A 22,869-nucleotide genomic window follows, 5' to 3' on the forward strand; every position below is an offset into this window, starting at 1 on the left:
ATTGACCCACAGGAGTAATAGTCATGAATAGACGTCTTATGTTCACCGCAGCGCTTGCATTTGCCACCACCGTCATCGCATTCGCGGCAGAGGCTGCCGAGGTGAAAAACATCGTGATCGTCCACGGCGCGCTGGCCGACGGCTCGGGATGGCGTAGGGCGACCGACATTCTCGAAAAACGCGGCTTCAACGTCACCATCGTCCAGCAGCCCATCACCTCGCTCGAGGACGATGTGGCGGCGACCAAACGTGTTCTCGAGCTGCAACAAGGACCGATCCTGCTCGTCGGCCACAGCTATGGCGGCATGGTTATCACCGAAGCGGGCAATGATCCCAATGTCGCCGGGCTCGTCTATGTCGCCGCCTTCCAGCCCGACAAGGGCGAAAGCCTGCTCAGCCTCGCCAGCTCGAAGCCCGCCGGCAGCATGGATATCAAGGAAACGAAGGACGGCAAATATCTCTATCTCGATCCCGGCGCCTTCGCTGCGGCTTTCGCAGCAGACCTTCCGCAAGCCGAAGCCGATTTCATGGCAAGGTCGCAGGTCTTCGCCTCGAAGCAGGCTTTCTCGGCCAAGATCACCCAGCCGGCATGGCGAACAAAAAAAAGCTGGTCGATCGTCGCCACCGAGGATCGCTCCATCAACCCCGATCTGGAGCGTGACATGGCAAAACGCGCCGGCAGCGAAGTGACCGAAATCAAGGCCAGCCACGCCGTCTTCGCCTCCCAGGCGGAAAAGGTCGCCGATGCGATCGAAAAGGCGGCAAGACAAGCCGGCGAGTAGCGCGCAGCCAGGAAATGTTCCTAAGCAGTCGCGAGGATGATGCCTCCGGTCGGACGTCCGCCCGACCGGAGGCGCGCCCTGCCGGCCGGGACCCGCTCCCGCGGCCCAGTCGGCGCCATTTATACAGTTTTGTGACTATTCCATCAAAAAATGGAAGATCAATCACAAATTCTCATTTCAAATTGAGGAGGTTCCCTATAAAATTGAAGCGATATGCCATGTCGGGCGCAACCGGCTGGTGCAGAAACTGTGTCTCGGCGCAAATGCCGAATCGCAGATCCACGGCCGAACGAGACTCGGGAATGGCAGTCCTTGTTAAATTTTCGTCAGAACACTATTCCAGTGTGAACGATAAGGGAGACACGCGATATGGATAGTCGCAGGGGCCGGCGCATCGCAGTCTTATCCGAGGCCCTTTCACAACATCGCATTCTGCACATCAAGAACGCTGCCGAGATCCTGGGCGTATCGGAGATGACGGTTCGGCGTGATGTCAGCGCCAATGCAGGCCAGTTCGCATTCCTGGGCGGCCATATCGTTCCGGCCGTCGAAGCGGAAAACGATGCCTATGAAATTTCCAGGGCAGCCGACAGCCATGCCGCCGCAAAACGGCAGATTTGCACACAAGCCATTGATTATATTCATTATGATGATACGGTTTTTTTCGACTGCGGCACTACTTTGCCCTATCTAGTCGATCTTCTCCCAGACCAGATTCACATAACGGCGATCTGTTACGCGCTGAATGTCGCCGATCGCCTGACGCGAAAACCCAACGTTCGCCTTGTTATGCTCGGAGGCCTCTATCACCCCGCATCGGCGAGCTTTTCCGGGGCCTCGGGGCTGGAAATGCTCGATTCGCTGGTGATCAACGTGGCATTCCTTTCTGCAGCCGGTATCGATGCCCGGCGCGGCGCCACATGCGCACATTTCCACGAAGCGGAGATCAAGAAAAAGGCGATGTCCCGCGCACGGAAGAATATTCTTCTCGCCGACAGCAGCAAGATCGGCAAGCTGAAGCCAGCCTTTTTCAGCGACATGAAGGCGTTCGATGCGGTCATTACCGAAAACGGCATGAGCGATTTCGACTGACAAATCCGCATTTTTTCTGCACCTGTCGAAATCTAACTTGACGCGACAGCCAGGTGATGCAACTCTCACAAACAATGAAAAAAAACTAACATTTTCGTTGATTGTGAAGACCGTCTTCCGCTGCGTGCATCTGCACAGACAGCAACAGGATCTTCACACTCTGCCCGGGAGGATTCTGTTTGGAAACCGTTGCTGTTCACAATGCGGCAAACGCCCCCTCGCAATCGCCGGAGCGCACCCATAACCGGCCGCGCAATGCCGGCATGGAACTCGATCTCTCTTGGGTTCTCGATGCTAGGGTCAACCTGTCTGCCACCGAGCGCCGCATAGCCTCGCTTCCCGGACGCCGGACCGTCAAAAAAGACGCACAGGCGGCTTGGCTCCTGAAAGCGGTTACCTGCATCGATCTGACGACGTTGAACGGCGACGATACCCCCGAGCGCGTCAAGCGGTTGTGCGCGAAGGCGATGAATCCGGTGCGCGCCGACCTTCTCGATTCGCTTGGCATGAGCGGCCGTTCGATCACGACCGGCGCCATCTGCGTCTACCATCGTTTTGTTGCAACAGCCGTCGAGGCGCTCGGCGATTCCGGCATTCCGGTCGCAGCGGTTTCGACCGGTTTCCCCGCCGGCCTCAGCCCGCACCACCTCAAGGTCAAGGAAATCGAGGCATCGGTTGCCGATGGCGCCAAGGAAATCGACATCGTCATCACCCGCGAGCATGTGCTGACCGGCAATTGGGCGGCACTCTACGACGAAATGAAAGAATATCGCGCCGCCTGCGGTGATGCGCATGTCAAGGCCATTCTGGCGACCGGCGACCTGAAGACGCTGCGCAATGTCGCCAGGGCCTCGCTGGTCTGCATGATGGCGGGCGCCGATTTCATCAAGACCTCGACCGGCAAGGAAGGCGTCAATGCGACGCTGGCCGTGACATTGACCATGCTGCGGGCGATCCGCGCCTATTACGAGCGCACCGGCATCAGGATCGGCTACAAGCCGGCCGGTGGCATTTCCGCGGCGAAGGACGTGTTAAACTACCAGTTCCTGATGAAGGACGAACTGGGGCGAGAATGGCTGGAGCCCGATCTCTTCCGCATCGGCGCATCGAGCTTGCTTGCTGATATCGAACGGCAGCTGGAGCATCATGTCACCGGTGCCTATTCGGCCCTCAACAGACACCCGATTGGATGATCCAGATGACTGTTGCCAAGTATTTCGACGAAATGTCCTACGGCCCTGCCCCTGAATCCGATATCGAAGCGCGCGACTGGCTGGCGCGCCACGCTTCCGGTTTCGGTCACTTCATCAATGGCGCGTTCGTGCCCTCGGTATCGGGCAAGAGTTTCGACACGTTCGAGCCAGCCACCGGCAAGGTCCTGGCGAAGCTCGCCAACGGCGGTGCGGCGGATGTGGACAACGCGGTTGCTGCGGCCCGCAAGGCGCAGGCGTCATGGGCGCGATTGCCGGGCCACGCGCGGGCGCGCCATCTCTATGCACTTGCCCGGATGATCCAGCGCCATGCACGTCTGATTGCTGTGGTCGAGGCCATCGACAACGGCAAGCCGATCCGCGAAACCCGCGATCTCGACGTGCCGCTGGCAGCCCGTCATTTCTATCATCACGCCGGATGGGCGCAAATCCAGGACACGGAATTCGCCGACCATGTGCCGGTGGGCGTCGTCGGCCAGATCATCCCATGGAATTTCCCCTTCCTTATGCTGGCCTGGAAAGTGGCGCCGGCTTTGGCGCTCGGCAATACCGTTATCCTGAAACCTGCCGAATTCACGTCGCTGACGGCGCTTCTCTTTGCCGAACTGGCATCTGCGGCGGGCCTTCCGCCGGGCGTGCTCAATATCGTGACGGGAGAAGGCGAAACCGGCGCGCTGCTCGTCGGGCATGAGGATATCGACAAAATTGCCTTTACCGGATCGACCGAAGTCGGGCGCGTTATTCGCGAGCGTACCGCAGGCAGCGGCAAATCATTGACGCTGGAACTCGGCGGCAAGTCACCTTTCGTCGTTTTTGACGACGCCGATATCGACGGCGCCGTGGAAGGCGTGGTCGACGCGATCTGGTTCAACCAGGGGCAGGTCTGCTGCGCGGGTTCGCGGCTTCTGGTCCAGGAAGGCATTGCCGATCTTTTCCATGAGCGGCTGAAGCGCCGCATGCAGACATTGCGGGTCGGTCAGCCTTTGGACAAGTGCATCGATATGGGTGCGATCATCGCACCCGTGCAATTGACGCGTATCGAAACCCTGGTGAAAAAGGGAGTTTCAGAAGGCGCGACGCTGCATCAGGCGAAGATCGACCTGCCGAAAGGCGGCAGCTTCTACCCGCCGACGCTTCTCAGCGGCGTGCAGCCGACATCGATCGTCGCGACCGAGGAAATCTTCGGGCCGGTTGCGGTCTCCATGACTTTCCGCACACCGGAAGAAGCCGTCCAGCTTGCCAATCATACCCGCTACGGCCTCGCCGCCAGTGTCTGGAGCGAGACGATCGGCTTGGCGCTGAACGTTGCGGCAAAGCTCGCAGCCGGCGTGGTCTGGGTGAATGCCACCAATCTTTTTGACGCCGCCGTCGGTTTTGGTGGCAAGCGCGAGTCCGGGTTCGGCCGTGAAGGCGGACGGGAAGGTTGCTACGAATATCTGAAGCCGAAGGCTTGGGTCGGTCGCAAGGCGCGCGCAGCAATGCCCGCACTTTCGCAAGTGAAGCCGGTTGCCGGCGATTTTGCCCTGCCAACCATCGACCGGACGGCAAAGCTCTTCATCGGCGGCAAGCAGGCGCGCCCGGACGGCAATTATTCCCGTGTCATCGCCTCCCCCAAAGGCAAGGCGGTCGGAGAGGTCGGCGAGGGCAACCGCAAGGACATCCGCAATGCCGTGGTTGCCGCACAGGCCGCCTCCGCCTGGTCGAATGCCACCACGCATAACCGCGCTCAGATCCTCTATTACATCGCCGAAAACCTCAATGGTCGCGCCGATGAGTTCGCCTCGCGGATAACAGCGATGACCGGAGCGTCCGCAGCCAATGCAAATGCCGAGGTCGACGCCGCGATTTCGCGCCTCTTCACCTACGCAGCCTGGGCGGACAAATATGAAGGCGGCATTCACCAGCCGCCGCTTCGCGGCGTTGCCCTGGCCATGCCGGAAGCCATCGGCGTCGTAGGCGTCATTTGCCCGCCGGAAGCGCCGCTGCTCGGCTTTATCAGTCTGGTTGCGCCGTTGATTGCCACCGGCAATCGTGTCGTCGCGGTGCCGAGCGAGCCCTTCCCGCTTTCGGCGACGGATTTCTATTCCGTTCTGGAAACATCGGATGTGCCTGCCGGTGTCGTCAACATCGTCACCGGGTCGGCGATGGAGCTGGCAAAGACCCTTGCCGCGCACAATGACGTTGATGCGTTGTGGGCCTTCGGCTCCGCGGAATTGTCGACGACGGTGGAGAAGCTGTCTTCGGGCAATCTCAAGCGGACCTTCGTGGACAATGGCAAGGCGACGGACTGGATGGACAGAGCCGCTGCCGAGGGCGCGCTATACCTTCGCCGCGCTGTGGATGTGAAGAATATCTGGATCCCCTACGGAGAATAAGGGCTCCAGCTCTGGTCATCCGGGCGGGAGGAGAACCGCACCGGCAGGCGAGAACAACGGAATTTGAGGGAATCGCAGAGCTGTAACGGTGCTGCGATTGTGGGGTCTGTTTCGCGGCACGACGTGCCGCGAAATAGTGCAATTAAGGGAGGACTTCCATGCTGAAGAATATCGATCCGGCTCTGAACGCGGATGTGCTGCACGCGCTCCGGTCCATGGGGCATGGCGACACGGTCGTTGTTTCCGACACCAATTTTCCTTCGGATTCGATTGCCCGGCAAACGGTGGTCGGCAAGCTGTTGCGGATAGACAATGTGTCCGCTGCCCGCGCCATCAAGGCTATTCTTTCGGTGATGCCGCTGGATACGCCGCTGCAGCCGTCTGCCGGGCGAATGGAAATCATGGGCGCGCCGGACGAGATCCCTCCAGTGCAGCAGGAAGTCCAGGCCGTCATCGACAGCGCCGAGGGCAAGCCGGCGCCGATGTATGGCATCGAGCGTTTCGCCTTCTATGAGGAATCCAAAAAGGCTTATTGCGTCATCACCACGGGCGAAAACCGCTTCTACGGCTGCTTCCTGTTCACCAAAGGCGTGATTCCGCCGGAAGCCGTTTGAAGGGAAACGATAATGAAGGTGGGTGTTTCGATCCTCGGGATTTTCGTCGCCGATACGGCCTATCTGGCCAAGCGCATGCCAAACATTGGCGAGACCATCACCGGGACCGGTTTTGCAGTGGGCCCGGGCGGCAAGGGATCCAACCAGGCTGTCGCCGCAGCCCGCGCCGGGGGAACAGTCTCCTTCATCTCGAAGATCGGCCGCGACACGTTCGGCGATATGGCGCTGAAGACCTATGCGGAAGCGGGCGTGACGCCGAAGCTTGTCCAGATGGACGATATGCCGACCGGCGCTGCCTTCATCTACGTCAATGACGGTAACGGCGACAATGCGATTATCGTCTATCCAGGTGCCGCGGGCACCATCGGCGTTGGTGATGTCGAGGCGGCACGCGAAACCATCGAGCAATCGGCGGTTTTCGTCACCCAGCTCGAACAACCGGCCGAAGCGGCGCAGCGCGCCCTCGAAATCGCCCATGCGGCCGGCGTGACCACAGTTTTCAATCCAGCGCCGGCCGAGCCGTTTCCGGACACGATCTATCCGCTCTGCGACTATATCGTGCCAAACGAAACCGAGGCAGCCGCTATCGTCGGCTTTCCGCTCGACACGCTCGACGAGGCCAGACGGGCTGGCGACGCCTTTCTTGCCAAGGGCGTGAAAGCCGCGCTGATCACGCTGGGTGGTCGCGGCGTGTTGTACCATACGGCGGGGCAATCGGTTCATGTTCCGGCCGTCTCGTCGGGAGCAGTCATTGATACCACAGGCGCCGGCGACGCATTTGTCGGTGGCTTCTCGGCGGCACTCTCGCGGGGCGCTACTCCGGTCGAGGCCGTGCGTTTCGGCTGCGCGACCGCCGGTATCGCGGTGACGCGGCGGGGTACCGCGCCTGCAATGCCGAAGATCGAGGAAATCGAGGCGCTTCTCCGGCAAGGAGGCGCGGCATGACCCGCAACGATCCGATCAAGCACGTCTTCATCTGGCCGGCACTGCTGATCGTGCTGGTGATCTCGATCTTTCCGCTGATCTATTCGCTGACCACCAGCTTCATGAGCCTGCGGCTCGTGCCGCCGATCCCCGCGCATTTCGTCGGCTTCGGCAACTATATGGAACTGCTTCAGAATCCGCGCTTCTGGAATGTCGCCTGGACGACGACGATCATCGCTTTTGTCGCGGTGACGCTGCAATATGTCATCGGATTTTCCGTGGCGCTGGCGCTCAACCGCCGGGTGCCTGGCGAAGGTTTGTTCCGGGTGAGCTTCCTGGTGCCGATGCTGGTGGCGCCCGTTGCCGTTGCACTCATCGCCCGCCAGATCCTCAATCCCACGATGGGCCCGCTCAATGAGTTGATGACCGCCTTCGGCTTTCCCAATCTGCCGTTTCTGACGCAGACCAGATGGGCTATCGGCGCCATCATTTCCGTCGAAGTGTGGCAGTGGACACCCTTCGTCATCCTGATGCTGCTTGCCGGGCTGCAAACCCTGCCGGAGGACGTCTACGAGGCTGCCGCGCTTGAAAATGCCAGCCCCTGGCAGCAGTTCTGGGGGATCACCTTCCCGATGATGCTGCCGATTTCGGTGGCTGTGGTCTTCATCCGCCTCATCGAAAGCTACAAGATCATCGATACGGTGTTCGTCATGACAGGCGGAGGGCCTGGCATTTCCACGGAAACGCTCACCTTGTTCGCGTATCAGGAGGGCTTCAAGAAGTTCAACCTCGGCTACACTTCCGCCCTGTCCTTCCTGTTCCTGATCGTCATCACCGTGATCGGGCTGGTCTATCTCGCCATCCTGAAGCCCTATCTGGAGAAGCACAAATGAGCGTGCGTGACCTCAAGGGATCCGGCCGCTGGTGGGCGCTTGCAGGCTGCCTGCTCTGGCTGGCCTTCACCTTCTTTCCGCTTTACTGGGTCGCGATCACCTCGTTCAAGTCGCCGCTCGGCGTCGTCGGCGGGCCGACCTATATTCCCTTTGTCGACTTCGACCCGACGCTGACAGCCTGGAGCGAGCTTCTGTCGGGCGCACGCGGCCAGTTCTACAACACCTTCATCGCCTCGACGATCGTCGGGCTGTCCGCATCGGTGCTGGCCACCTTCATCGGATCGATGGCCGCCTATGCGCTGGTGCGCTTCACCTTCGAGGTCAAGCTGCTGTCCGGCGTGATTTTCGTCGTCGTTGCCTTCGGCGGATATCTGCTCGGCCGCCATGTGCTGGGCTACGGGCAGGCTATATCGCTGATCTTTGCTTTTGTTGCAGCGCTTGCGCTCGCCATCGGCTCCAGCCGTATCAAGCTTCCGGGGCCACTCCTCGGCAATGATGATATCGTCTTCTGGTTTGTGAGCCAGCGCATGTTTCCGCCGATCGTCGCCGCCTTTGCCTTGTTCCTGATGTATACGGAAATGGGCAAGTTGGGGTTCAAGCTGGTCGACACCTATACAGGCCTCACCTTCGCCTATGTCGCCTTCTCACTGCCGATCGTGATCTGGCTGATGCGCGATTTCTTTGCGGCACTGCCGGTTGAAGTCGAAGAGGCGGCGATGGTCGACAATGTGCCGTCGTGGAGAATTTTCTTCGGTATCGTCCTGCCCATGTCCAAGCCGGGCCTGATCGCGACATTCATGATCACCCTCGCCTTCGTCTGGAACGAGTTCCTGTTCGCGCTCTTCCTGACCAGTTCCAAATGGCAGACCCTTCCCATTCTCGTCGCAGGGCAAAACAGCCAGCGCGGCGACGAGTGGTGGTCGATATCGGCAGCCGCCCTGGTCGCGATCATACCCATGGTCGTCATGGCGGGCATTTTGAGCAGGCTGATGCGGTCCGGCCTGCTTTTGGGAGCAATAAAGTGACCGTCCGACAACCCTAGTCATTGTTTAATTCCGGGGAGGAAAACATGAGAAGATTACTACTGAGTTCAACGGCAGCGGTACTGCTTGCTGGAACGGGCACGACATCCGCGCTCGCATGCGAACCGGACTACACCGGTGTCACGCTGACTGCCACGACGCAGACGGGACCTTATATCGCCTCTGCGCTGCAACTCGCGGCCAAGGGCTGGGAGGAAAAGACCTGCGGCAAGGTTAATGTGGTGGAATTTCCGTGGTCGGAACTCTATCCCAAGATCGTCACCTCGCTGACCTCGGGCGAAGACACGTTCGACGTGGTCGCCTTCGCGCCAGCCTGGGCGCCAGACTTCACCGATTTTCTCTCGGAAATGCCCAAGGCGATGCAATCGGGTGCCGATTGGGACGACATCGCTCCGGTTTACCGCGAGCAACTGATGGTCTGGAACGGCAAAGTGCTGTCACAGACCATGGATGGTGACGCGCATACCTATACCTACCGCATCGACCTTTTCGAGAACGCCGACAACCAGAAGGCCTTCAAGGCAAAGTATGGTCATGATCTCGCGCCGCCGAAAACCTGGAAGGAATATCTCGACATCGCCGAGTTCTTCCAGCAGCCGGACAAGGGCCTCTGGGGCACCGCGGAAGCCTTTCGCCGTGGTGGCCAGCAATTCTGGTTCCTGTTCAGTCACGTCGCCGGATACACCAGCCATCCCGACAATCCCGGCGGCATGTTCTTCGATCCCGACACGATGGATGCGCAGGTCAACAATCCGGGCTGGGTGCGCGGTCTGGAGGAATATATTCGCGCGTCGAAACTGGCCCCGCCAAATGCGCTGAACTTCTCGTTCGGCGAAGTGAACGCGGCCTTTGCCGGAGGCCAGGTCGCCGAGTCGATCGGCTGGGGCGATACCGGCGTCATTGCCGCCGATCCGAAGCAGTCGAAGGTTGCCGGTAGCGTCGGCTCGGCATCACTGCCGGGATCGGACGAAATCTGGAACTACAAGACCAAGAAGTGGGATAAGTTCGACCACGTCGTCCAGACCTCTTTCATGGCCTTCGGCGGTTGGCAGGCAGCCGTACCGTCGTCTTCCAAGAACCAGGAGGCGGCTTGGAACTATATCCAGTTCCTGACGAGCCCGGCAGTTTCCGGTCAGGCGGCGATCACCGGCGGCACAGGCGTCAATCCTTATCGTCTATCGCACACGACAAATACGGCGTTGTGGTCGAAGATATTCACCGAGCGTGAGGCAAAGGAATATCTTGGAAGCCAGAAGGACGCGGTAACCGCCAAGAACACCGCGCTCGACATGCGCCTGCCGGGCTATTTCTCCTATACGGAAATTCTTGAGATCGAGCTTTCCAAGGCATTGGCAGGAGAAGTGACGCCGCAGCAGGCGCTGGATACCGTGGCTGCCGGATGGAACAAGCTGACGGACGAGTTTGGCCGCGACAAGCAACTGGCAGCCTATCGTTCGTCGATGGGCCTGCCTGCAAAATAAACCCATCCGCAACATCCCATCCCGGCAGTGCCGGGATGGGATCAGGCATCGTTGAAAGAAGACGGAGACGATCGCCGCTTAGAACTGGCGATGGAATTCTCGTGAAAAGGTTACAGCATGTCCCAGGTGCGTTTGGATCAGGTCACCAAATCCTTTGGCAGCGTTGAGGTCATCCCTCCGCTCGATCTGGCAATTGCCGACAAGGAATTCGTGGTTCTCGTGGGGCCGTCCGGCTGCGGGAAGACAACCACCCTGCGGATGATCGCGGGGCTGGAACAGACGACATCAGGGGAAATCCGGATCGGCGAGCGCGACGTTACGGCGCTGCGCCCGGGTCTGCGCAATTGCTCGATGGTGTTTCAGAATTATGCGCTCTATCCGCATATGACAGTCGCCGAAAACATCGGCTACGGCATGAAGGTGCGCGGAACGCCGAAGCAGGACATCGATGCCGCCGTTGCAAATGCGGCGCGCATTCTCAATCTCGGTGCCTATTTGAAACGCAAGCCGAACGCGCTTTCGGGTGGTCAACGCCAACGTGTGGCGATTGGCCGGGCGATTGTCCGCCAGCCGGATGTGTTCCTGTTCGACGAACCATTGTCCAACCTCGACGCTAAATTGCGCATTGAAATGCGAACAGAAATCAAGCTCTTACACCGCCGACTTAAAACCACGATCGTCTACGTTACGCACGATCAGGTAGAGGCGATGACGATGGCAGATCGGGTCGTGGTTATGAATCAAGGGCGGATCGAGCAGGCCGCTGATCCGATCACCCTATATGAATCCCCGAAGAACCTCTTTGTCGCTGCCTTCATCGGCTCGCCCAGCATGAATTTCATCGAGGGCCGACTTGTGCAAACCTCCGGTGGAATTGCCTTCCAAGCCGAGGGTGACGTCGACATTGCGATTCCTGCGCAAAGAGCCGAGCGCCTTTCGGCGGCAGTGGGACAGTCCGTGGTTCTCGGAATCCGACCGGAACATACGATGGTCAGGGATCCAAACGCTTCGACTGTGAGCCTCCATGTCGCCGATATCGAGCCCCTCGGTCCATACACACTGGCGATCGGCAAGGTCGGGTCAGCAGCCTTTACTGCCCAAATCGACGCATCCTCGCGCGTTGGCCCGGATGACAGGATCAGCGTTCCAATTGATCCCCCAAAAATGCACTTCTTCCTTAAAAGTACCGGAGACACGGTCGGCTAAGAACCACCGCGACCCTATGCAGCGATCCATCAAAGGACATGCGGAGATCGCGATCTGCTCGGTATGAATTCAAAGATGCGTGGCATTGGCAGCGCTGCATAAGCGCGAAAGCGCGTCGCACAAAAGGAAGAATGCCCCTCTCCGAGACTGGAGAGGGGCGACATCATTACCTGTTGGCCGCGACTGGGCGGACCAGCGGGGTGACGCGGCGGATGGTGACGCGGCGGTTTTCCTGCTCGGGGCCCGACGTGTTGACCTTCAGATACTGCTCACCATAACCCTGCGTCGCGAGGTTCTCCGGCGCGATGCCGTAGACGTCGGTGAGCACGTTGGCGACCGATTCCGCCCGCTGGTCGGACAGGAGGAGGTTGCTCTGGTCTGAGCCAACAGCATCGGTATGCCCCTCGATCAGGAAGGTCTCGCTCGGATCCTTCTGGAGCACCTGGCTGATCGCGTCGGCGACCTTGCGCAACGTGCGCGCCTGGGTCATCGGAATCTCGGCGCTACCGGTCGCGAAGGTGATCGTGTCGAGGTCGATGCGGCGCACCTTGTCGCGGATACGGGCCGAATACTTCACCTCATCAAGCGAGTAGACGCGTTCCACAGGCTCGACTGGCGGCTCGCTCAGGAACTCGTAATAGTCCCGGTTCGGGTCGCTGCGCGTGTCGATGATGTAGTCGCTGAGCGGTACGCGCAGCCGCATCGGCGGCAGGTCGGCGCCCGGATCCTCGAAATAGTCGCGGTCCGGATCGTCATAGAGGTCCTGCGAATAATAGAGCACGTCCTCGCGCCCACGGGCGTCGACGCGCGACCGCTGGATGATGTCGCCGTAGCGGTTGCGGATCGTCACGATGCGGTAGCCTTCCGGCCGCGTGATCGTCTCACGGTAGCGGTCACCTGAAAGCTCCTCGTAGCTCGGCCGCTCGCCGTCGCGCAGGAAGCGCCGGTCGTCGTCGCCGCGCACGATCGTCCTGTTGTCGTACTGGATGATCACCCGGCTGTCGCCGTCGCCGCGGTCGTCGAAGCGCGCGCCGTCGGGACGGACGAATTGCGGCCGCTCATCGAGCTTCCTGCCCTTCTCGCGGGTCACCGCCTCGAGCTTGACCGGCGCCGTCGCCTGGCCGCCGGTGGCAGCCTGCGCATCGGCATCCGAGGTCGGCACCTTCACTTCCTGGCTGTCGGCGCGCTGCCGGTCGCGGTCGCGGCGGCCTTCGCGGCCCTTGCTGCGGTCGGCATCCTTGTCGCTGTCGAGCACGGCTGCGCCGTTCTCGACCGGCAGAACGACGGTCTCATTGCTCTTGGCCGGATCTGCAGCGATCTTCTTGCGGCGCTCCAGTTCCTCGGGCGAAACCTTTTCCGGTGCCGGAATAGCCTGCTCCACCTGCTGGCCACCGCTGGCGTCCGGCTGCGGCTGGGCAGTGTCAGTCGCGGGCGCGGTCGGCGGGGCGCCGGCGGGCTGTTCACCGGTGGGCTTTGCCGCCGTGCCGTCCTTCGGCTTCTCGGCGGGCGCGGCTTCCGGTGCTGCCGCCTTGTCTTCGGTCGTCTTAGCCGCAGGGGCATTTTCTGCAGGTGTTGCAGTCTCGCCCTTTGTCGGCTTCTGCTTGGCAGGCGCCTCGGCTGCGGGTTTCATCTCTGGCTTCGCTTCGGGCTTGGCCTGTTCTTCGGTCGGTGTCACCGCCTCGGGAGCGGCAGTCTCAGCCTTGCCCTTGCCTTTATCTTTGCCCTGGGCCTTATCCTGCCCCTTCTCCCGCTTGCCGCCTTCCGGCTTGGCTTCAGGTTGTGCCTGTTCCGTTTCCGGCTGAGCTTCCTTTGCTGCCGGCTGCTGTTCGGGCTGAGGCTGAGCCTCCGGCTCGGCCTGCTGCGTCTCCTGCTTCTTCGGCTTCTTCGGCTTTTCCTGCGTTACCGGCTGCTCTTCCTGCTGCGGCGCGGCCTCCGGCTTTGCCTCGGGCTGGGCCTGCTGTTTGGCTTTCCGCTCGGGCTTGCTTTCAGGCTGCTCCGCGGGTGCCTCCTTCGGTGCCTCCGCCTTCGGCGCTTCCGGCTCTGCCTTGGGTTCAGGTGCTTCCTTCCGCTCGGCCTTCGGCTTTTCGGCGGGCGCTTCCGGCTGCGCCGGCTTCTCGGCGGCCGGCGCCTGTTCGGCCGGGGCTTCCCCCTGTTCCTTGTGCTTTTTCTTCTTCAGCAACTCCTCCTCGGACGGCGCATCCTGCGCCACCTCGAAGCTACCCGGCTCGACCTGCCGCACGGCCGCGGCCTGCGTCGCAACGTCGCGTACGGCCGCCATCGCCGATGCCGGCTGCAGCGCCAGCGAAAGAGAAAGCAGCGGAAAAGCCGCGCTCGCGAACAATCTTGATTTCATGCCCATCGGGTTTCCTCGATCCTGTTTGAGCTTCTTGAAGGCCGCAAGGCCCTGGTTCCGCCCTAGCTTCGCATTGAGGCGAAACGGCGGAATGGCAATCGCCCAGCCGCCGATTTGTTCCGGTTCTAGGGAGGTCGGGATTAACCTCGCGTGAATGTTGCAGTCTGCCGACGTTCATCTCGCCCGCTATTTGCACCGCCCAATTGCGGTGGGATTTGTGTTGCAATTCCATGAAAAAAAGTCTGATTATCGCCGCAAGGCGGTCTCAGCACCGTTGAACTGCGGCCGTCAGCCCAAGAGAAAAAGGAGCGACGGCTACCAACAGAGAGGATCCTCATGCATATCTCCACCCGTATTTTCGCGGCAGCCTCGATCGCGGCGATGTCCCTTTTTGCCGGCTCGGCCATGGCCGATGGCGAGAAGTATGTGATCGGCACCGATTCGACCTATCCGCCCTTCGAATTCGTCGATGCCAGCGGCACGATCCAGGGTTTTGACATCGACATTGCCAAGGCGCTCTGCGCCGAGATGAAGGCGGAATGTACCTTCGTCAGCACCGACTGGGATGGCATCATCCCGGCGCTCAACGCCAAGAAGTTCGACATGATCGTTTCCTCCATGTCGATCACACCGGAGCGTCTGAAGCTCGTCGACTTCTCCAACAAGTACTACAACACCCCGCCGGCAATCGCCGTGCCGAAGGATTCGACGATAGCGGATGTCGCCGGCCTGAAGGGCAAGGTGATCGGCGCGCAGACCTCGACGACTCACGCCAACTATGCCGAGAAGCATCTCGCCGACACCGAGCTGAAGCTCTACCCGACGGCTGATGAATACAAGCTGGACGTTGCGAGCGGCCGTGTCGATGCCGTCATCGACGACGTCGTCGTTCTCTCCGAATGGGTCAAGTCCGACGCCGGCGCCTGCTGCAAGATCCTGACGACCCTGCCGGTCGACAAGGAAATCAACGGCAACGGCGCAGGCATCGCCATCCGTCAGGGCGATCCGCTCAAGGAAAAGCTGAACACGGCGATCGCCGCGATCCGCGCCAGCGGTGAATACAAGAAGATCCAGGACAAGTACTTCGACTTCGACGTTTACGGCGAATAAGAAATTCGGTATCTGGCCGAGGAAGGTAATGGCGGAAGGCTTGCTCTTCCGCCATTTTTGTTTGACAAAGATGGCAAGATCAAAACGGCAAAAGCCGTGAGGGGAATTTACGCATGGGCGGATTATTTTCCGCGCTCGGCTCCTTCTGGAGCTGGATTGTGCACATTTTCGATCCGCTATGCGGACCCGTTGGCATCTTTACCTGGTTGGGTCAGTCGACGATTCTTGCCTGTGGAGATACCGGCTGGGGCGATGAGATCGCGCTTGGCCTGCAGGTCACGATTTCGGTGGCGATCGTCACCCTGCCGATCGGCCTCGTCATCGGCTTCCTGGTGGCGCTCGGCCAGCAGTCGGAGGAAAAGTCGCTGCGGCTGGCGGCCGGCATCTACACGACGATCTTCCGTGGCCTGCCGGAGCTTCTGACGCTCTTCATCATCTATTACGGCATGCAGATGCTCATCCAGTCTCTGCTGACCGTCGTCGGCTATGACGGGCCGCCCGTCGAGATCAATGCCTTCCTCGCCGGTGTCATCGCGCTTTCGGTCGTCTTCTCCGCCTACTGTTCGGAGGTGCTGCTCTCGGCCTTCCGCGCCATTCCCAAGGGACAATATGAGGCGGGAGATTCGCTCGGCCTGCATCGCGGCCGCACGCTGCGCCTGGTCATCCTGCCGCAACTCGTGCGCATCGCGCTGCCGGGCCTGACGAACCTCTGGATGGTGCTGCTGAAAGACACCTCCTACGTCTCGATCATCAGCCTTGCCGATGTCCTCCGCCAGACGAGTGTCGCCGTGCGCGTGACCAAGGAACCCTTCTTCTTCTATGGCCTGGCCTGTTGCCTCTATCTGGTGCTCGCCATCCTCTCCTCCTTCCTGCTCGTCTATGTCGAGCGTTGGGCCAAGCGTTCGGAGATCAGTCGATGAGCTATGCCGAAACGCTGATTCCACCGCAGCCCGCGCCCCGCGAGGTGATGAAACCGATGACGCCGGCGCGCATGGCCGGCTATATCTTCGTCGCCGTCTGGGCTCTGCTGGCGGCGCTTCTTGTCTTTTCCGTCGTCAATGGCTGGGATCCGGAAAAATTCACCCGTTACGGTCCGCGCTACCTCCATGGTCTCTGGATAACGCTGAGCCTCGTTTTCATTTCCGTCATCTGCGGCGCCATCCTGTCGCTGCCGCTTGCCGTGGCGCGCATGTCGAAGAACCGGGTACTGAATGCGCTGGCCTACAGCTACATCTATTTCTTCCGCGGCACGCCGCTGCTTGCCCAACTGTTCCTGGTCTATTACGGCCTCGGCATATTCCGGCCGCAGCTTGAGGCCGTCGGCATCTGGTGGTTCTTCCGCGATGCCTGGTACTGCGGCCTCTTTGCCATGACCATCAATACCGCGGCCTATCAGGCCGAAATTCTGCGCGGCGCGATCGAAAGCGTATCGCATGGCCAGCACGAGGCGGCCGCCGCACTCGGAATCCACAAGTTCATCGCTTTCCGGAAAATCATCCTGCCACAGGCTCTCATCGTCGCGCTTCGCCCTTATGGCAACGAGATCATCCTTCTGATCAAGGGCTCGGCGGTCGTCGCCATCATTACCGTCCTCGACCTGATGGGCGAAACCCGCTACGCCTTCTCCCGCACCTTCGACTACCAGACCTATCTCTGGGCGGCGATCTTCTATCTCGTCATCGTCGAGGCCTTACGCCATCTCTGGGCCTGGATCGAACGCCGCCTGACCCGGCATCTCAAGCGCTGATGCGTGACGCCGAAACGCATGTCGCAGTTTTGGGATAAGCGCGTGCATGAGACAAAGCCGATTTGGCAGCACTCTCGGTATGATGCTGCCAAGTCATTGATATAAAAAATAAATTGTCCTTTTATGAAGTATCTGTAAAGATTTCATTAACCACTCGCATGTTTCCATATCACGTAGCGCTAATAAGCGCGCGAGTGGGAACAAGAAGAAGTGGAATGCGATGCACAAGGACATGGAAAGACAATTGCAGGGCTACGGTCTGACGACCGCCCAGATCCTCTACCACCTGCCGGACCACCCGGCGATCCTGCAGACCTATGTCTGGCAGGACTACGACCTCGCCCCCGATTTTCCCGAAATGCGCGGCTTCCTGAAATTCTGGGAAGAGAAGCTCGACGGGCCGCTGCATTCGGTGCGCTACATCCACCGCAAGCTGATCTCGGCAACCGAGTGGCGGGCGCTGAAGGGCGAGTTCATCCTGCACTGATCGGCTCTGCAGCAGGATGCCGAAAAGTGTGAGCGGTTCGGGCGGCATGTTATGACCGCGTCAGACATGCGCCTCGCCATGGCCGAATTCGCCTTCGTCGCGATCCGGGCGAAGCGCGAAAGCGAGCATGCCGAGATAGAAGGCGACGACAATGGCAATGACCGCAAGGCCGGGAACCGGCCCGAGCACGGCATTGTCGATGACATAGGCCCATGACTGCGCCTGCAGCGCCGGCATGCCCTCCGTCTGCAGTTTCGGCGTCGAGATCTTCAGGCACCAGGCGAGCAACAGGATGAAATACATCCAGCCGTAATTGCGTTTGAGCCGGCGGTGCATCGCCTCCTGATAGCTGAGCAGGAAGCGCGGTTTGCGCAGGCTACGGGCGACCACCATCGCCCATTCGCCGCCGGCCCCGGCCTCCGGCGCCAGAATCTCGGCGAAATAGCAGCGCTCGATCTGGCGAATGCGGGCACGGTAGATATCGAAGAAGCGGTAACGCCGCGCCTCGATCATCAGCAGCAGCGTCACCAGCATCATCCCGAACAGCAGCACTCCATGATGCGAAGTCGGCGTCGACAGCGACACCGAAAGCAGTGCTGCGACCACGGTGATCGCCCAGTTGGAGGTTCGGTCGATGCGGTCGCGCCAACTTGTCATCCGTCCGAGTTCACCGCGGTAATAATGAATGAGCGTGTTCGTAACCTCGCCTGGTGTACTTGGCAGCAAAGGCCGTGCGCCCTCTCCTTCCCGTACCAATGACGTCCTGTCTTCCTTCATTTTCATGGCTCGTTCCTCCCTTCGTCTTCTTTTCAGCCATTCTGCGCCCGCAAGCGCGCCATTGCAAAACATCGAAAGCAGCCTTAGACGCATGCTTGAAACAAAAGGACGATGGACTGCTATGGCAAAGAAGATCGACGAAGAAGCCCTTGGCGAGGCCTATAACCGGGCGCTGGCGCTGGAAAAGGCCGGCGATGTCGACGCGGCCGTTGCAGCCTATGAGGAAGTCTTGGCAATCGATCCCGACGATCACGGCGGTGCGGCCGTGCGCATCGCCGCGATGGGCCGCGGCGAGACGCCGGTCAGGGCGCCCGACGCCTATGTCGAGACCTTGTTCGACCAGCATGCCGAGGTTTTCGAGGACGTGCTCGTCGAGCAGCTCGGTTATCATGTGCCGATGCTGGTGCGCCAGCGACTGCAGACGCTGAAACTCGGACCGTTCAAGCGACTGCTCGATCTCGGCTGCGGCACAGGTCTCACCGGCGGCGCACTGCGCGATCTCTGCGCTGACATGACCGGCATCGATCTATCGGAGAAGATGGTCGAGATCGCCCATGAGAAGGATCTTTACGAGACGCTCTTCGTCGCCGAGGTCGAGGATTTCCTCGACGACAACGATGAGGAAGCCTTCGACATCATCACCGCCACCGACGTGCTGCCCTATCTCGGCGCACTCGAACCGCTGTTCTTCGGCGCCGCCGAGAACCTGACGCCGGGCGGCCTGTTCATCTTCTCCTCGGAGACCCTGCCCGAGGAAATCCTCGCCGGCCGCGCCTACATGGTCGGGCCGCACCAGCGCTTCGCCCATGCCGACGCCTATGTAAGAGAACGCCTGACTGCCACCGGTTTCGAACTCGTCGAGATATCGGATATCAACGTGCGTATGGAAGACGGCCAACCGACACCCGGCCATCTGGTCATCGCTCGCTATATCGGCTGACGGATACTTGCACGATTGGCGAAGTATCTATTGCCTGAGACGTCGCAATCTGATAGTTAGTCGATCGGTAAAGTTTACCGCAACGATAGGAAAGGTTGCCGCATGTCGCTCGTGCTCTATGGGCATCCGCTCGCCTCCTTCTGCCACAAAGTGCTGATCGCGCTTTATGAAAACGCCACCCCCTTCGAAAATCGCATCGTCGATCTTTCCGATGAGCCCTCACGCGCCGATCTTTTCCGTTTCTGGCCGATCGGCAAGATGCCGCTGCTCCGGGACGAGGCGCGCGACAGCACCATTCCCGAGACATCGATCATCATCGAATATCTCGAGCAATATTATCCCGGCCCCGTTCGCCTGCTGCCGCCGGAGATCGACCGGGCGCTCCAGGTCCGCCTCTGGGACCGCTTCTTCGACCATTATGTTCAGGCGCCGATGCAGACGCTCGTCAGCAATCGCCGGCGGCCCGAGGGAGCGGCTGACGAAATCGAGGTGGCCGCCGCCAAGGCGACGCTCGCCACCGCCTATGCGATGATCGAAAAGCAGCTCGCCGACAAGCAATGGATATCAGGCGACGCCCTCACCATGGCTGATTGCGCCGCAGCGCCTGCTCTCTTCTATGCCGAGACGCTGATCCCCTTCACTCAGCAACAGCCGAACCTTCGCGCCTATTATGATCGACTGCTAGCGCGCCCGTCCTTTGCAAGGGTTCTGGAAGAGGCCCGCCCCTACTTCAAGTTCTACCCCTACAAAGACAGGCTGCCGGTCCGCTTCCAGGATACGGCGGGATGATCGAAAGCCAGGCGGATCTCGACCGTATGTTCCATGCGCTTTCCGATCGCAGCCGCCGCGGCATGATCGATCGCCTCGGCCGCGGCCCGGCCTCCGTTACCGAACTGGCCGCACCGCTCGCGGTTGCCTTGCCGACGGTGATGAAACATCTGCAGGTGCTGGAGGAGAGCGGCCTCGTGCTCTCCGAAAAATCCGGCCGGGTGCGAACCTATCGCCTGCAGCAGGATGCGCTTGCCACCGTCGAACGCTGGGTGGAACAGCGAAAGGTCCGCTGGACCACCGCCTTCGACAGGCTGGATCAATTTCTCGCCGATGAAACAAAGGGCCTTCCCGAATGACGACACGATCCGCCGAACATGCCACCCTCGTCATCGAGCGCCATTTGAAAGCGCCGGTTGCCCGCGTCTTCCGCGCCTGGTCGGCGCCGGAGGCCAAGCGCCAATGGTTTGCCTGCCATGGTGACTGGGTGCCGCTCGACTACCGGCTCGATTTCCACCCCGGCGGCACGGAAAGAAACCACGTCGCCGATACCGACGGCCTTCTGCACGCCTATGACGCCCATTACATCGATATCGTACCCGATACCCGCATCATCTATGCCTATGAAATGAAGCTCGGGGAAACCCGCATCTCCGCGTCGTTGACCACCGTCGTCTTCGACGCCGAACCCGGCGGAACCAGAATGGTCTTCACTGAGCAGGTGGTCTTCCTTGACGGCTACGCCGACAACGGTGCCCGCCTCCAGGGCACCGAAATCGGCCTCGACAATCTGGAACTCTTCCTCGAGCGCGAGGAAAGCCCGATTCATTGAAATCGCATGTCAGCGATCTTGCCAGGGGTCAAGCGTTGCTTGATTTCTTCCGCGAGCCGGCGGGGCGAGTTGAAGTGTTGAGTGTGACGGCACTCCGAATGAGCGCCTTCAACGCCTCCTCGTCGATCTCGTCGCCCTCATTAAAATCGATGGCGCGCCTGACGTTGCCGTCAAGGCTGGAATTGAAGAGGCCTGAGGGATCCGCCAGCGAGGCGCCTTTGGCGAAGGTCAGCTTCACCACGCTCTTATAGGTCTCGCCGGTGCAGATGATGCCGGCGCGCTCCCACACCGGAACGCCTCTCCACTTCCATTCCTCGACCACCGCGGGCTCGGCCTGCCGGATGAGCATGCGGACGCGGGCAAGCATCTCGCCCCGCCAATCGTGCAGTTCCTCGATCCTCGCATCGATCAGCTGAGAGGGAGAGGCTCCCTCGTTTCCTTCCCCGGAATCGCTCTTCTTCATGACTGCTGTCGCTTTCTTCATGGTTGTCGTTGCTGGATGCCGGCCTGGCATCCGCTCACATCCGTTCGCCGGGCAATTGGCTGGCCTGCTCCACCCAGGCGGCGAGCCGGGCTTCGTCAATTTGGTCGCTCTCGCGGATGTCGAGGTAGCGCACTTCCTTCTGCTTGGATTGGCCGGGCGGCAGAGGATGCAGCGACGTGCCGCGGAAGAAAGCCACCTTGACGTATTTCGTGAAGCAATGAACGCCGAGGAACCAGCCCTGCCCTTCAATGCCGTAAAGGGGCGAATTCCATTTGACGGCCTTGTATACGCCGGGCACCGTGCGCGTGATCAACACATCCAGGCGGTGCCCGACGTCGCTTTTCCAGCCCGGCATGGCGGCGATATAGGCTTGCACCGGAGCGTCGCCGTAACCCTTGGCGATTTGAGGGTTGCCGCCGGAGAGAAGCGTCGGCTCCCCGGTGGCCGGCTTGGCCGCTGCCTTCTTGGTGACCTTCGCTTCGGTCTTGGACGTCTTGCCGGCCATCGCCTTCACTCCTATCCGCCGTTGCGTCCCGCGCCGCGCCATCGGGTGGCATATGGCAGGACGAACAAGTAGAGACCGGTAAGCAGGAGTAAGGTGAGCGGCAACAGCGCCAAGAGGCCCACCCAGACGGACGATTTCTCCCGCACCATGGCGATGATATTGGCGATGACCGCCACCGTAAAGGCAATGGACAGCCATCGGTGGATCTGCCGAAACCAGTTGTTCCAGTTCAATTGGGACCTCCTCCTCGAAATGAGCCTTGACGATGGGCTGCTTGCCGGGCGGGCGCCTCTCACTCTGTCCGCGCGAGAACCTGCTCCAGCTTTTCGAAGAACTGCGGCCAGCCGCTCCTGGCGCCTCCATAGGCCTGCCGCTGATCCGGCCGGAAACCAGACTGTTCCATGCGCAGATGCGTGCCCGTGCCTGTCGGCGTGAGCGTCCAGGTGACGACGGTTTCGAGGCCATAGGCGCCCCAGCTATAAGCGAGCGTCTTGTTCGGCTCGACCTCCAGAACCCGGCAGTCGACCGAGCCCCAATCGGCATTGAAGTTGAAACGGTGGTCGACGACCGGTTTGAAGTCACTCTTCATCAGCCACTCCTGGATCAGGTGCGGCTGGGTGAGCGCGCGCCAGATCTTGTCCGTGGGAAAAGGCATCTCCCGTTCGATCACGACGGAACGTGTTTCGGTCGATATATAGGTCATTGATCCATCCTCTTCAGCAAATCTTCGAGCGCGTCGAAACGGCTTTGCCAGAAGCCCGCCATCTCACTTGTCCAGTCGACCAGTGGCGCCAGCGCACCGAGCTGGGCACTATAATGCGTCTGGCGACCTTCGTGGCGGTCGCGCACCAATCCGGCCTGCTTCAGGATTCCGAGATGTTTTGAAACGACTGGTTGCGAGACCCCTGCCCGCGCCGTCAGAGCTCCGACCGTCTTTTCTCCTTCACGGCACAGCCGCTCGAAAAGCGCCCTCCGGGTCGGGTCGGCGAGCGTTCTGAAGAGCATGTCCTGAGCGTTCGACATCTACGATCCATACCTCAATAGCTATGAGTCATACGTATAGCCATAGAGGTATGAGTGAGTCAAGTTGGCGCAAGACGACTTGAGGGAGCCATTATTGGTGAGTTACGCGCATGCAGCAGCATGCCTCGGCAGAGAACAGTGATTTCTCATACCCATGCGCCTATCAATTTCGCCATCGCTCATGCCTGCTCGCGTCGACACGCCTCGCTTATGCCGAGATCA

Annotated in this window: 25 protein-coding genes; 18 read left to right on the forward strand and 7 right to left on the reverse strand. The window is 60.4% G+C overall.

Features of this window, described 5'->3' with window-relative positions:
- Window positions 1-23: 23 nt before the first annotated feature.
- The 10 genes from NE851_RS22635 to NE851_RS22680 all read left to right on the forward strand — a co-directional run bounded on the left by NE851_RS22635 (window position 24) and on the right by NE851_RS22680 (window position 11,621).
- On the forward strand, window positions 24-782 hold the full coding sequence (locus tag NE851_RS22635; protein WP_254957883.1) for an alpha/beta fold hydrolase: 759 nt from the start codon (window positions 24-26) through the stop codon (window positions 780-782).
- 369 nt (window positions 783-1,151) lie between these two features.
- Window positions 1,152-1,874, forward strand: coding sequence for a DeoR family transcriptional regulator (locus NE851_RS22640; protein WP_254957884.1), 723 nt, complete (start codon window positions 1,152-1,154; stop codon window positions 1,872-1,874).
- 179 nt (window positions 1,875-2,053) lie between these two features.
- Window positions 2,054-3,067 (forward strand): deoxyribose-phosphate aldolase, encoded by a 1,014-nt coding sequence (gene deoC, locus NE851_RS22645; protein WP_254957885.1) that lies wholly within the window; start codon window positions 2,054-2,056, stop codon window positions 3,065-3,067.
- 5 nt (window positions 3,068-3,072) lie between these two features.
- Window positions 3,073-5,460, forward strand: coding sequence for an aldehyde dehydrogenase family protein (locus NE851_RS22650; protein WP_254957887.1), 2,388 nt, complete (start codon window positions 3,073-3,075; stop codon window positions 5,458-5,460).
- Window positions 5,461-5,618: 158 nt separating this feature from the next.
- A complete protein-coding gene (locus NE851_RS22655; protein ID WP_254957889.1) occupies window positions 5,619-6,074 on the forward strand; it encodes an RbsD/FucU family protein in 456 nt (151 codons plus the stop codon).
- A 12-nt stretch (window positions 6,075-6,086) separates the two neighbouring features.
- Window positions 6,087-7,019 (forward strand): ribokinase, encoded by a 933-nt coding sequence (rbsK, locus tag NE851_RS22660; protein ID WP_063475029.1) that lies wholly within the window; start codon window positions 6,087-6,089, stop codon window positions 7,017-7,019.
- Window positions 7,016-7,891 (forward strand): carbohydrate ABC transporter permease, encoded by an 876-nt coding sequence (locus NE851_RS22665; RefSeq protein ID WP_028758823.1) that lies wholly within the window; start codon window positions 7,016-7,018, stop codon window positions 7,889-7,891. The genes rbsK and NE851_RS22665 overlap by 4 nt, the downstream gene beginning before the upstream one ends.
- Window positions 7,888-8,916: a carbohydrate ABC transporter permease gene (locus tag NE851_RS22670; RefSeq protein ID WP_018480741.1), complete on the forward strand. Its 1,029-nt coding sequence runs from the start codon at window positions 7,888-7,890 to the stop codon at window positions 8,914-8,916. Before NE851_RS22665 ends, NE851_RS22670 begins: the two co-directional genes overlap by 4 nt.
- A gap of 44 nt (window positions 8,917-8,960) precedes the next feature.
- Entirely contained in the window at window positions 8,961-10,415 is a 1,455-nt protein-coding gene (locus NE851_RS22675) for an ABC transporter substrate-binding protein (RefSeq protein ID WP_063475030.1), read from the forward strand.
- Between the two features lie 117 nt (window positions 10,416-10,532).
- Complete coding sequence (locus NE851_RS22680) at window positions 10,533-11,621, forward strand: ABC transporter ATP-binding protein (RefSeq protein ID WP_063475031.1); 1,089 nt, start codon at window positions 10,533-10,535, stop codon at window positions 11,619-11,621.
- A gap of 166 nt (window positions 11,622-11,787) precedes the next feature.
- Here the strand turns inward: NE851_RS22680 and NE851_RS22685 are convergent, their stop codons facing one another.
- Entirely contained in the window at window positions 11,788-13,980 is a 2,193-nt protein-coding gene (locus NE851_RS22685; protein ID WP_063475032.1) for an OmpA family protein, read from the reverse strand.
- A gap of 330 nt (window positions 13,981-14,310) precedes the next feature.
- On the opposite strand from NE851_RS22685, the gene NE851_RS22690 reads away from it, so the two are divergent.
- The 4 genes from NE851_RS22690 to NE851_RS22705 all read left to right on the forward strand — a co-directional run bounded on the left by NE851_RS22690 (window position 14,311) and on the right by NE851_RS22705 (window position 17,318).
- Window positions 14,311-15,084 (forward strand): transporter substrate-binding domain-containing protein, encoded by a 774-nt coding sequence (locus tag NE851_RS22690; RefSeq protein WP_047610166.1) that lies wholly within the window; start codon window positions 14,311-14,313, stop codon window positions 15,082-15,084.
- 113 nt (window positions 15,085-15,197) lie between these two features.
- Window positions 15,198-16,004: an ABC transporter permease gene (locus NE851_RS22695; protein ID WP_254957898.1), complete on the forward strand. Its 807-nt coding sequence runs from the start codon at window positions 15,198-15,200 to the stop codon at window positions 16,002-16,004.
- Window positions 16,001-16,831: an ABC transporter permease gene (locus tag NE851_RS22700; protein ID WP_063475034.1), complete on the forward strand. Its 831-nt coding sequence runs from the start codon at window positions 16,001-16,003 to the stop codon at window positions 16,829-16,831. Before NE851_RS22695 ends, NE851_RS22700 begins: the two co-directional genes overlap by 4 nt.
- Window positions 16,832-17,051: 220 nt before the next feature.
- Window positions 17,052-17,318: an usg protein gene (locus NE851_RS22705; RefSeq protein WP_063475035.1), complete on the forward strand. Its 267-nt coding sequence runs from the start codon at window positions 17,052-17,054 to the stop codon at window positions 17,316-17,318.
- A 60-nt stretch (window positions 17,319-17,378) separates the two neighbouring features.
- Here NE851_RS22705 and NE851_RS22710 read toward each other — a convergent pair whose 3' ends face one another.
- Entirely contained in the window at window positions 17,379-18,101 is a 723-nt protein-coding gene (locus NE851_RS22710) for a DUF2270 domain-containing protein (RefSeq protein ID WP_063475036.1), read from the reverse strand.
- Window positions 18,102-18,216: 115 nt separating this feature from the next.
- Between NE851_RS22710 and NE851_RS22715 the strand changes: the two genes are divergently transcribed.
- The 4 genes from NE851_RS22715 to NE851_RS22730 all read left to right on the forward strand — a co-directional run bounded on the left by NE851_RS22715 (window position 18,217) and on the right by NE851_RS22730 (window position 20,635).
- The gene (locus NE851_RS22715; protein ID WP_047610172.1) at window positions 18,217-19,035 is read left to right on the forward strand and encodes a class I SAM-dependent DNA methyltransferase; all 819 of its coding nucleotides are present in this window, start codon (window positions 18,217-18,219) and stop codon (window positions 19,033-19,035) included.
- Window positions 19,036-19,137: 102 nt separating this feature from the next.
- Window positions 19,138-19,824 (forward strand): glutathione S-transferase family protein, encoded by a 687-nt coding sequence (locus NE851_RS22720; protein WP_254957903.1) that lies wholly within the window; start codon window positions 19,138-19,140, stop codon window positions 19,822-19,824.
- Window positions 19,821-20,162: an ArsR/SmtB family transcription factor gene (locus NE851_RS22725; protein WP_047610177.1), complete on the forward strand. Its 342-nt coding sequence runs from the start codon at window positions 19,821-19,823 to the stop codon at window positions 20,160-20,162. The genes NE851_RS22720 and NE851_RS22725 overlap by 4 nt, the downstream gene beginning before the upstream one ends.
- Window positions 20,159-20,635 carry an SRPBCC family protein gene (locus tag NE851_RS22730; RefSeq protein WP_097630994.1) on the forward strand — a complete coding sequence of 159 codons (477 nt, stop codon included), beginning with the start codon at window positions 20,159-20,161 and terminating at the stop codon, window positions 20,633-20,635. Before NE851_RS22725 ends, NE851_RS22730 begins: the two co-directional genes overlap by 4 nt.
- 28 nt (window positions 20,636-20,663) lie before the next feature.
- Here the strand turns inward: NE851_RS22730 and NE851_RS22735 are convergent, their stop codons facing one another.
- The 5 genes from NE851_RS22735 to NE851_RS22755 are packed head-to-tail and all read right to left on the reverse strand — an operon-like array spanning window position 20,664 to window position 22,647.
- The gene (locus tag NE851_RS22735; RefSeq protein ID WP_254957907.1) at window positions 20,664-21,119 is read right to left on the reverse strand and encodes a DUF1801 domain-containing protein; all 456 of its coding nucleotides are present in this window, start codon (window positions 21,117-21,119) and stop codon (window positions 20,664-20,666) included.
- 34 nt (window positions 21,120-21,153) lie between these two features.
- The gene (locus NE851_RS22740) at window positions 21,154-21,624 is read right to left on the reverse strand and encodes a DUF1801 domain-containing protein (protein ID WP_047611631.1); all 471 of its coding nucleotides are present in this window, start codon (window positions 21,622-21,624) and stop codon (window positions 21,154-21,156) included.
- Between the two features lie 11 nt (window positions 21,625-21,635).
- The gene (locus tag NE851_RS22745; protein ID WP_047610181.1) at window positions 21,636-21,857 is read right to left on the reverse strand and encodes a hypothetical protein; all 222 of its coding nucleotides are present in this window, start codon (window positions 21,855-21,857) and stop codon (window positions 21,636-21,638) included.
- Window positions 21,858-21,916: 59 nt separating this feature from the next.
- Window positions 21,917-22,327: an SRPBCC family protein gene (locus tag NE851_RS22750; protein WP_047610183.1), complete on the reverse strand. Its 411-nt coding sequence runs from the start codon at window positions 22,325-22,327 to the stop codon at window positions 21,917-21,919.
- Window positions 22,324-22,647, reverse strand: a complete 324-nt coding sequence (locus NE851_RS22755) for an ArsR/SmtB family transcription factor (protein WP_047610184.1) — start codon at window positions 22,645-22,647, stop codon at window positions 22,324-22,326. The genes NE851_RS22750 and NE851_RS22755 overlap by 4 nt, the downstream gene beginning before the upstream one ends.
- Window positions 22,648-22,869: the final 222 nt, after the last annotated feature.

It is taken from the genome of Rhizobium anhuiense bv. trifolii (genome assembly GCF_024346605.1).
In the GTDB taxonomy this organism is placed as follows: domain Bacteria; phylum Pseudomonadota; class Alphaproteobacteria; order Rhizobiales; family Rhizobiaceae; genus Rhizobium; species Rhizobium anhuiense.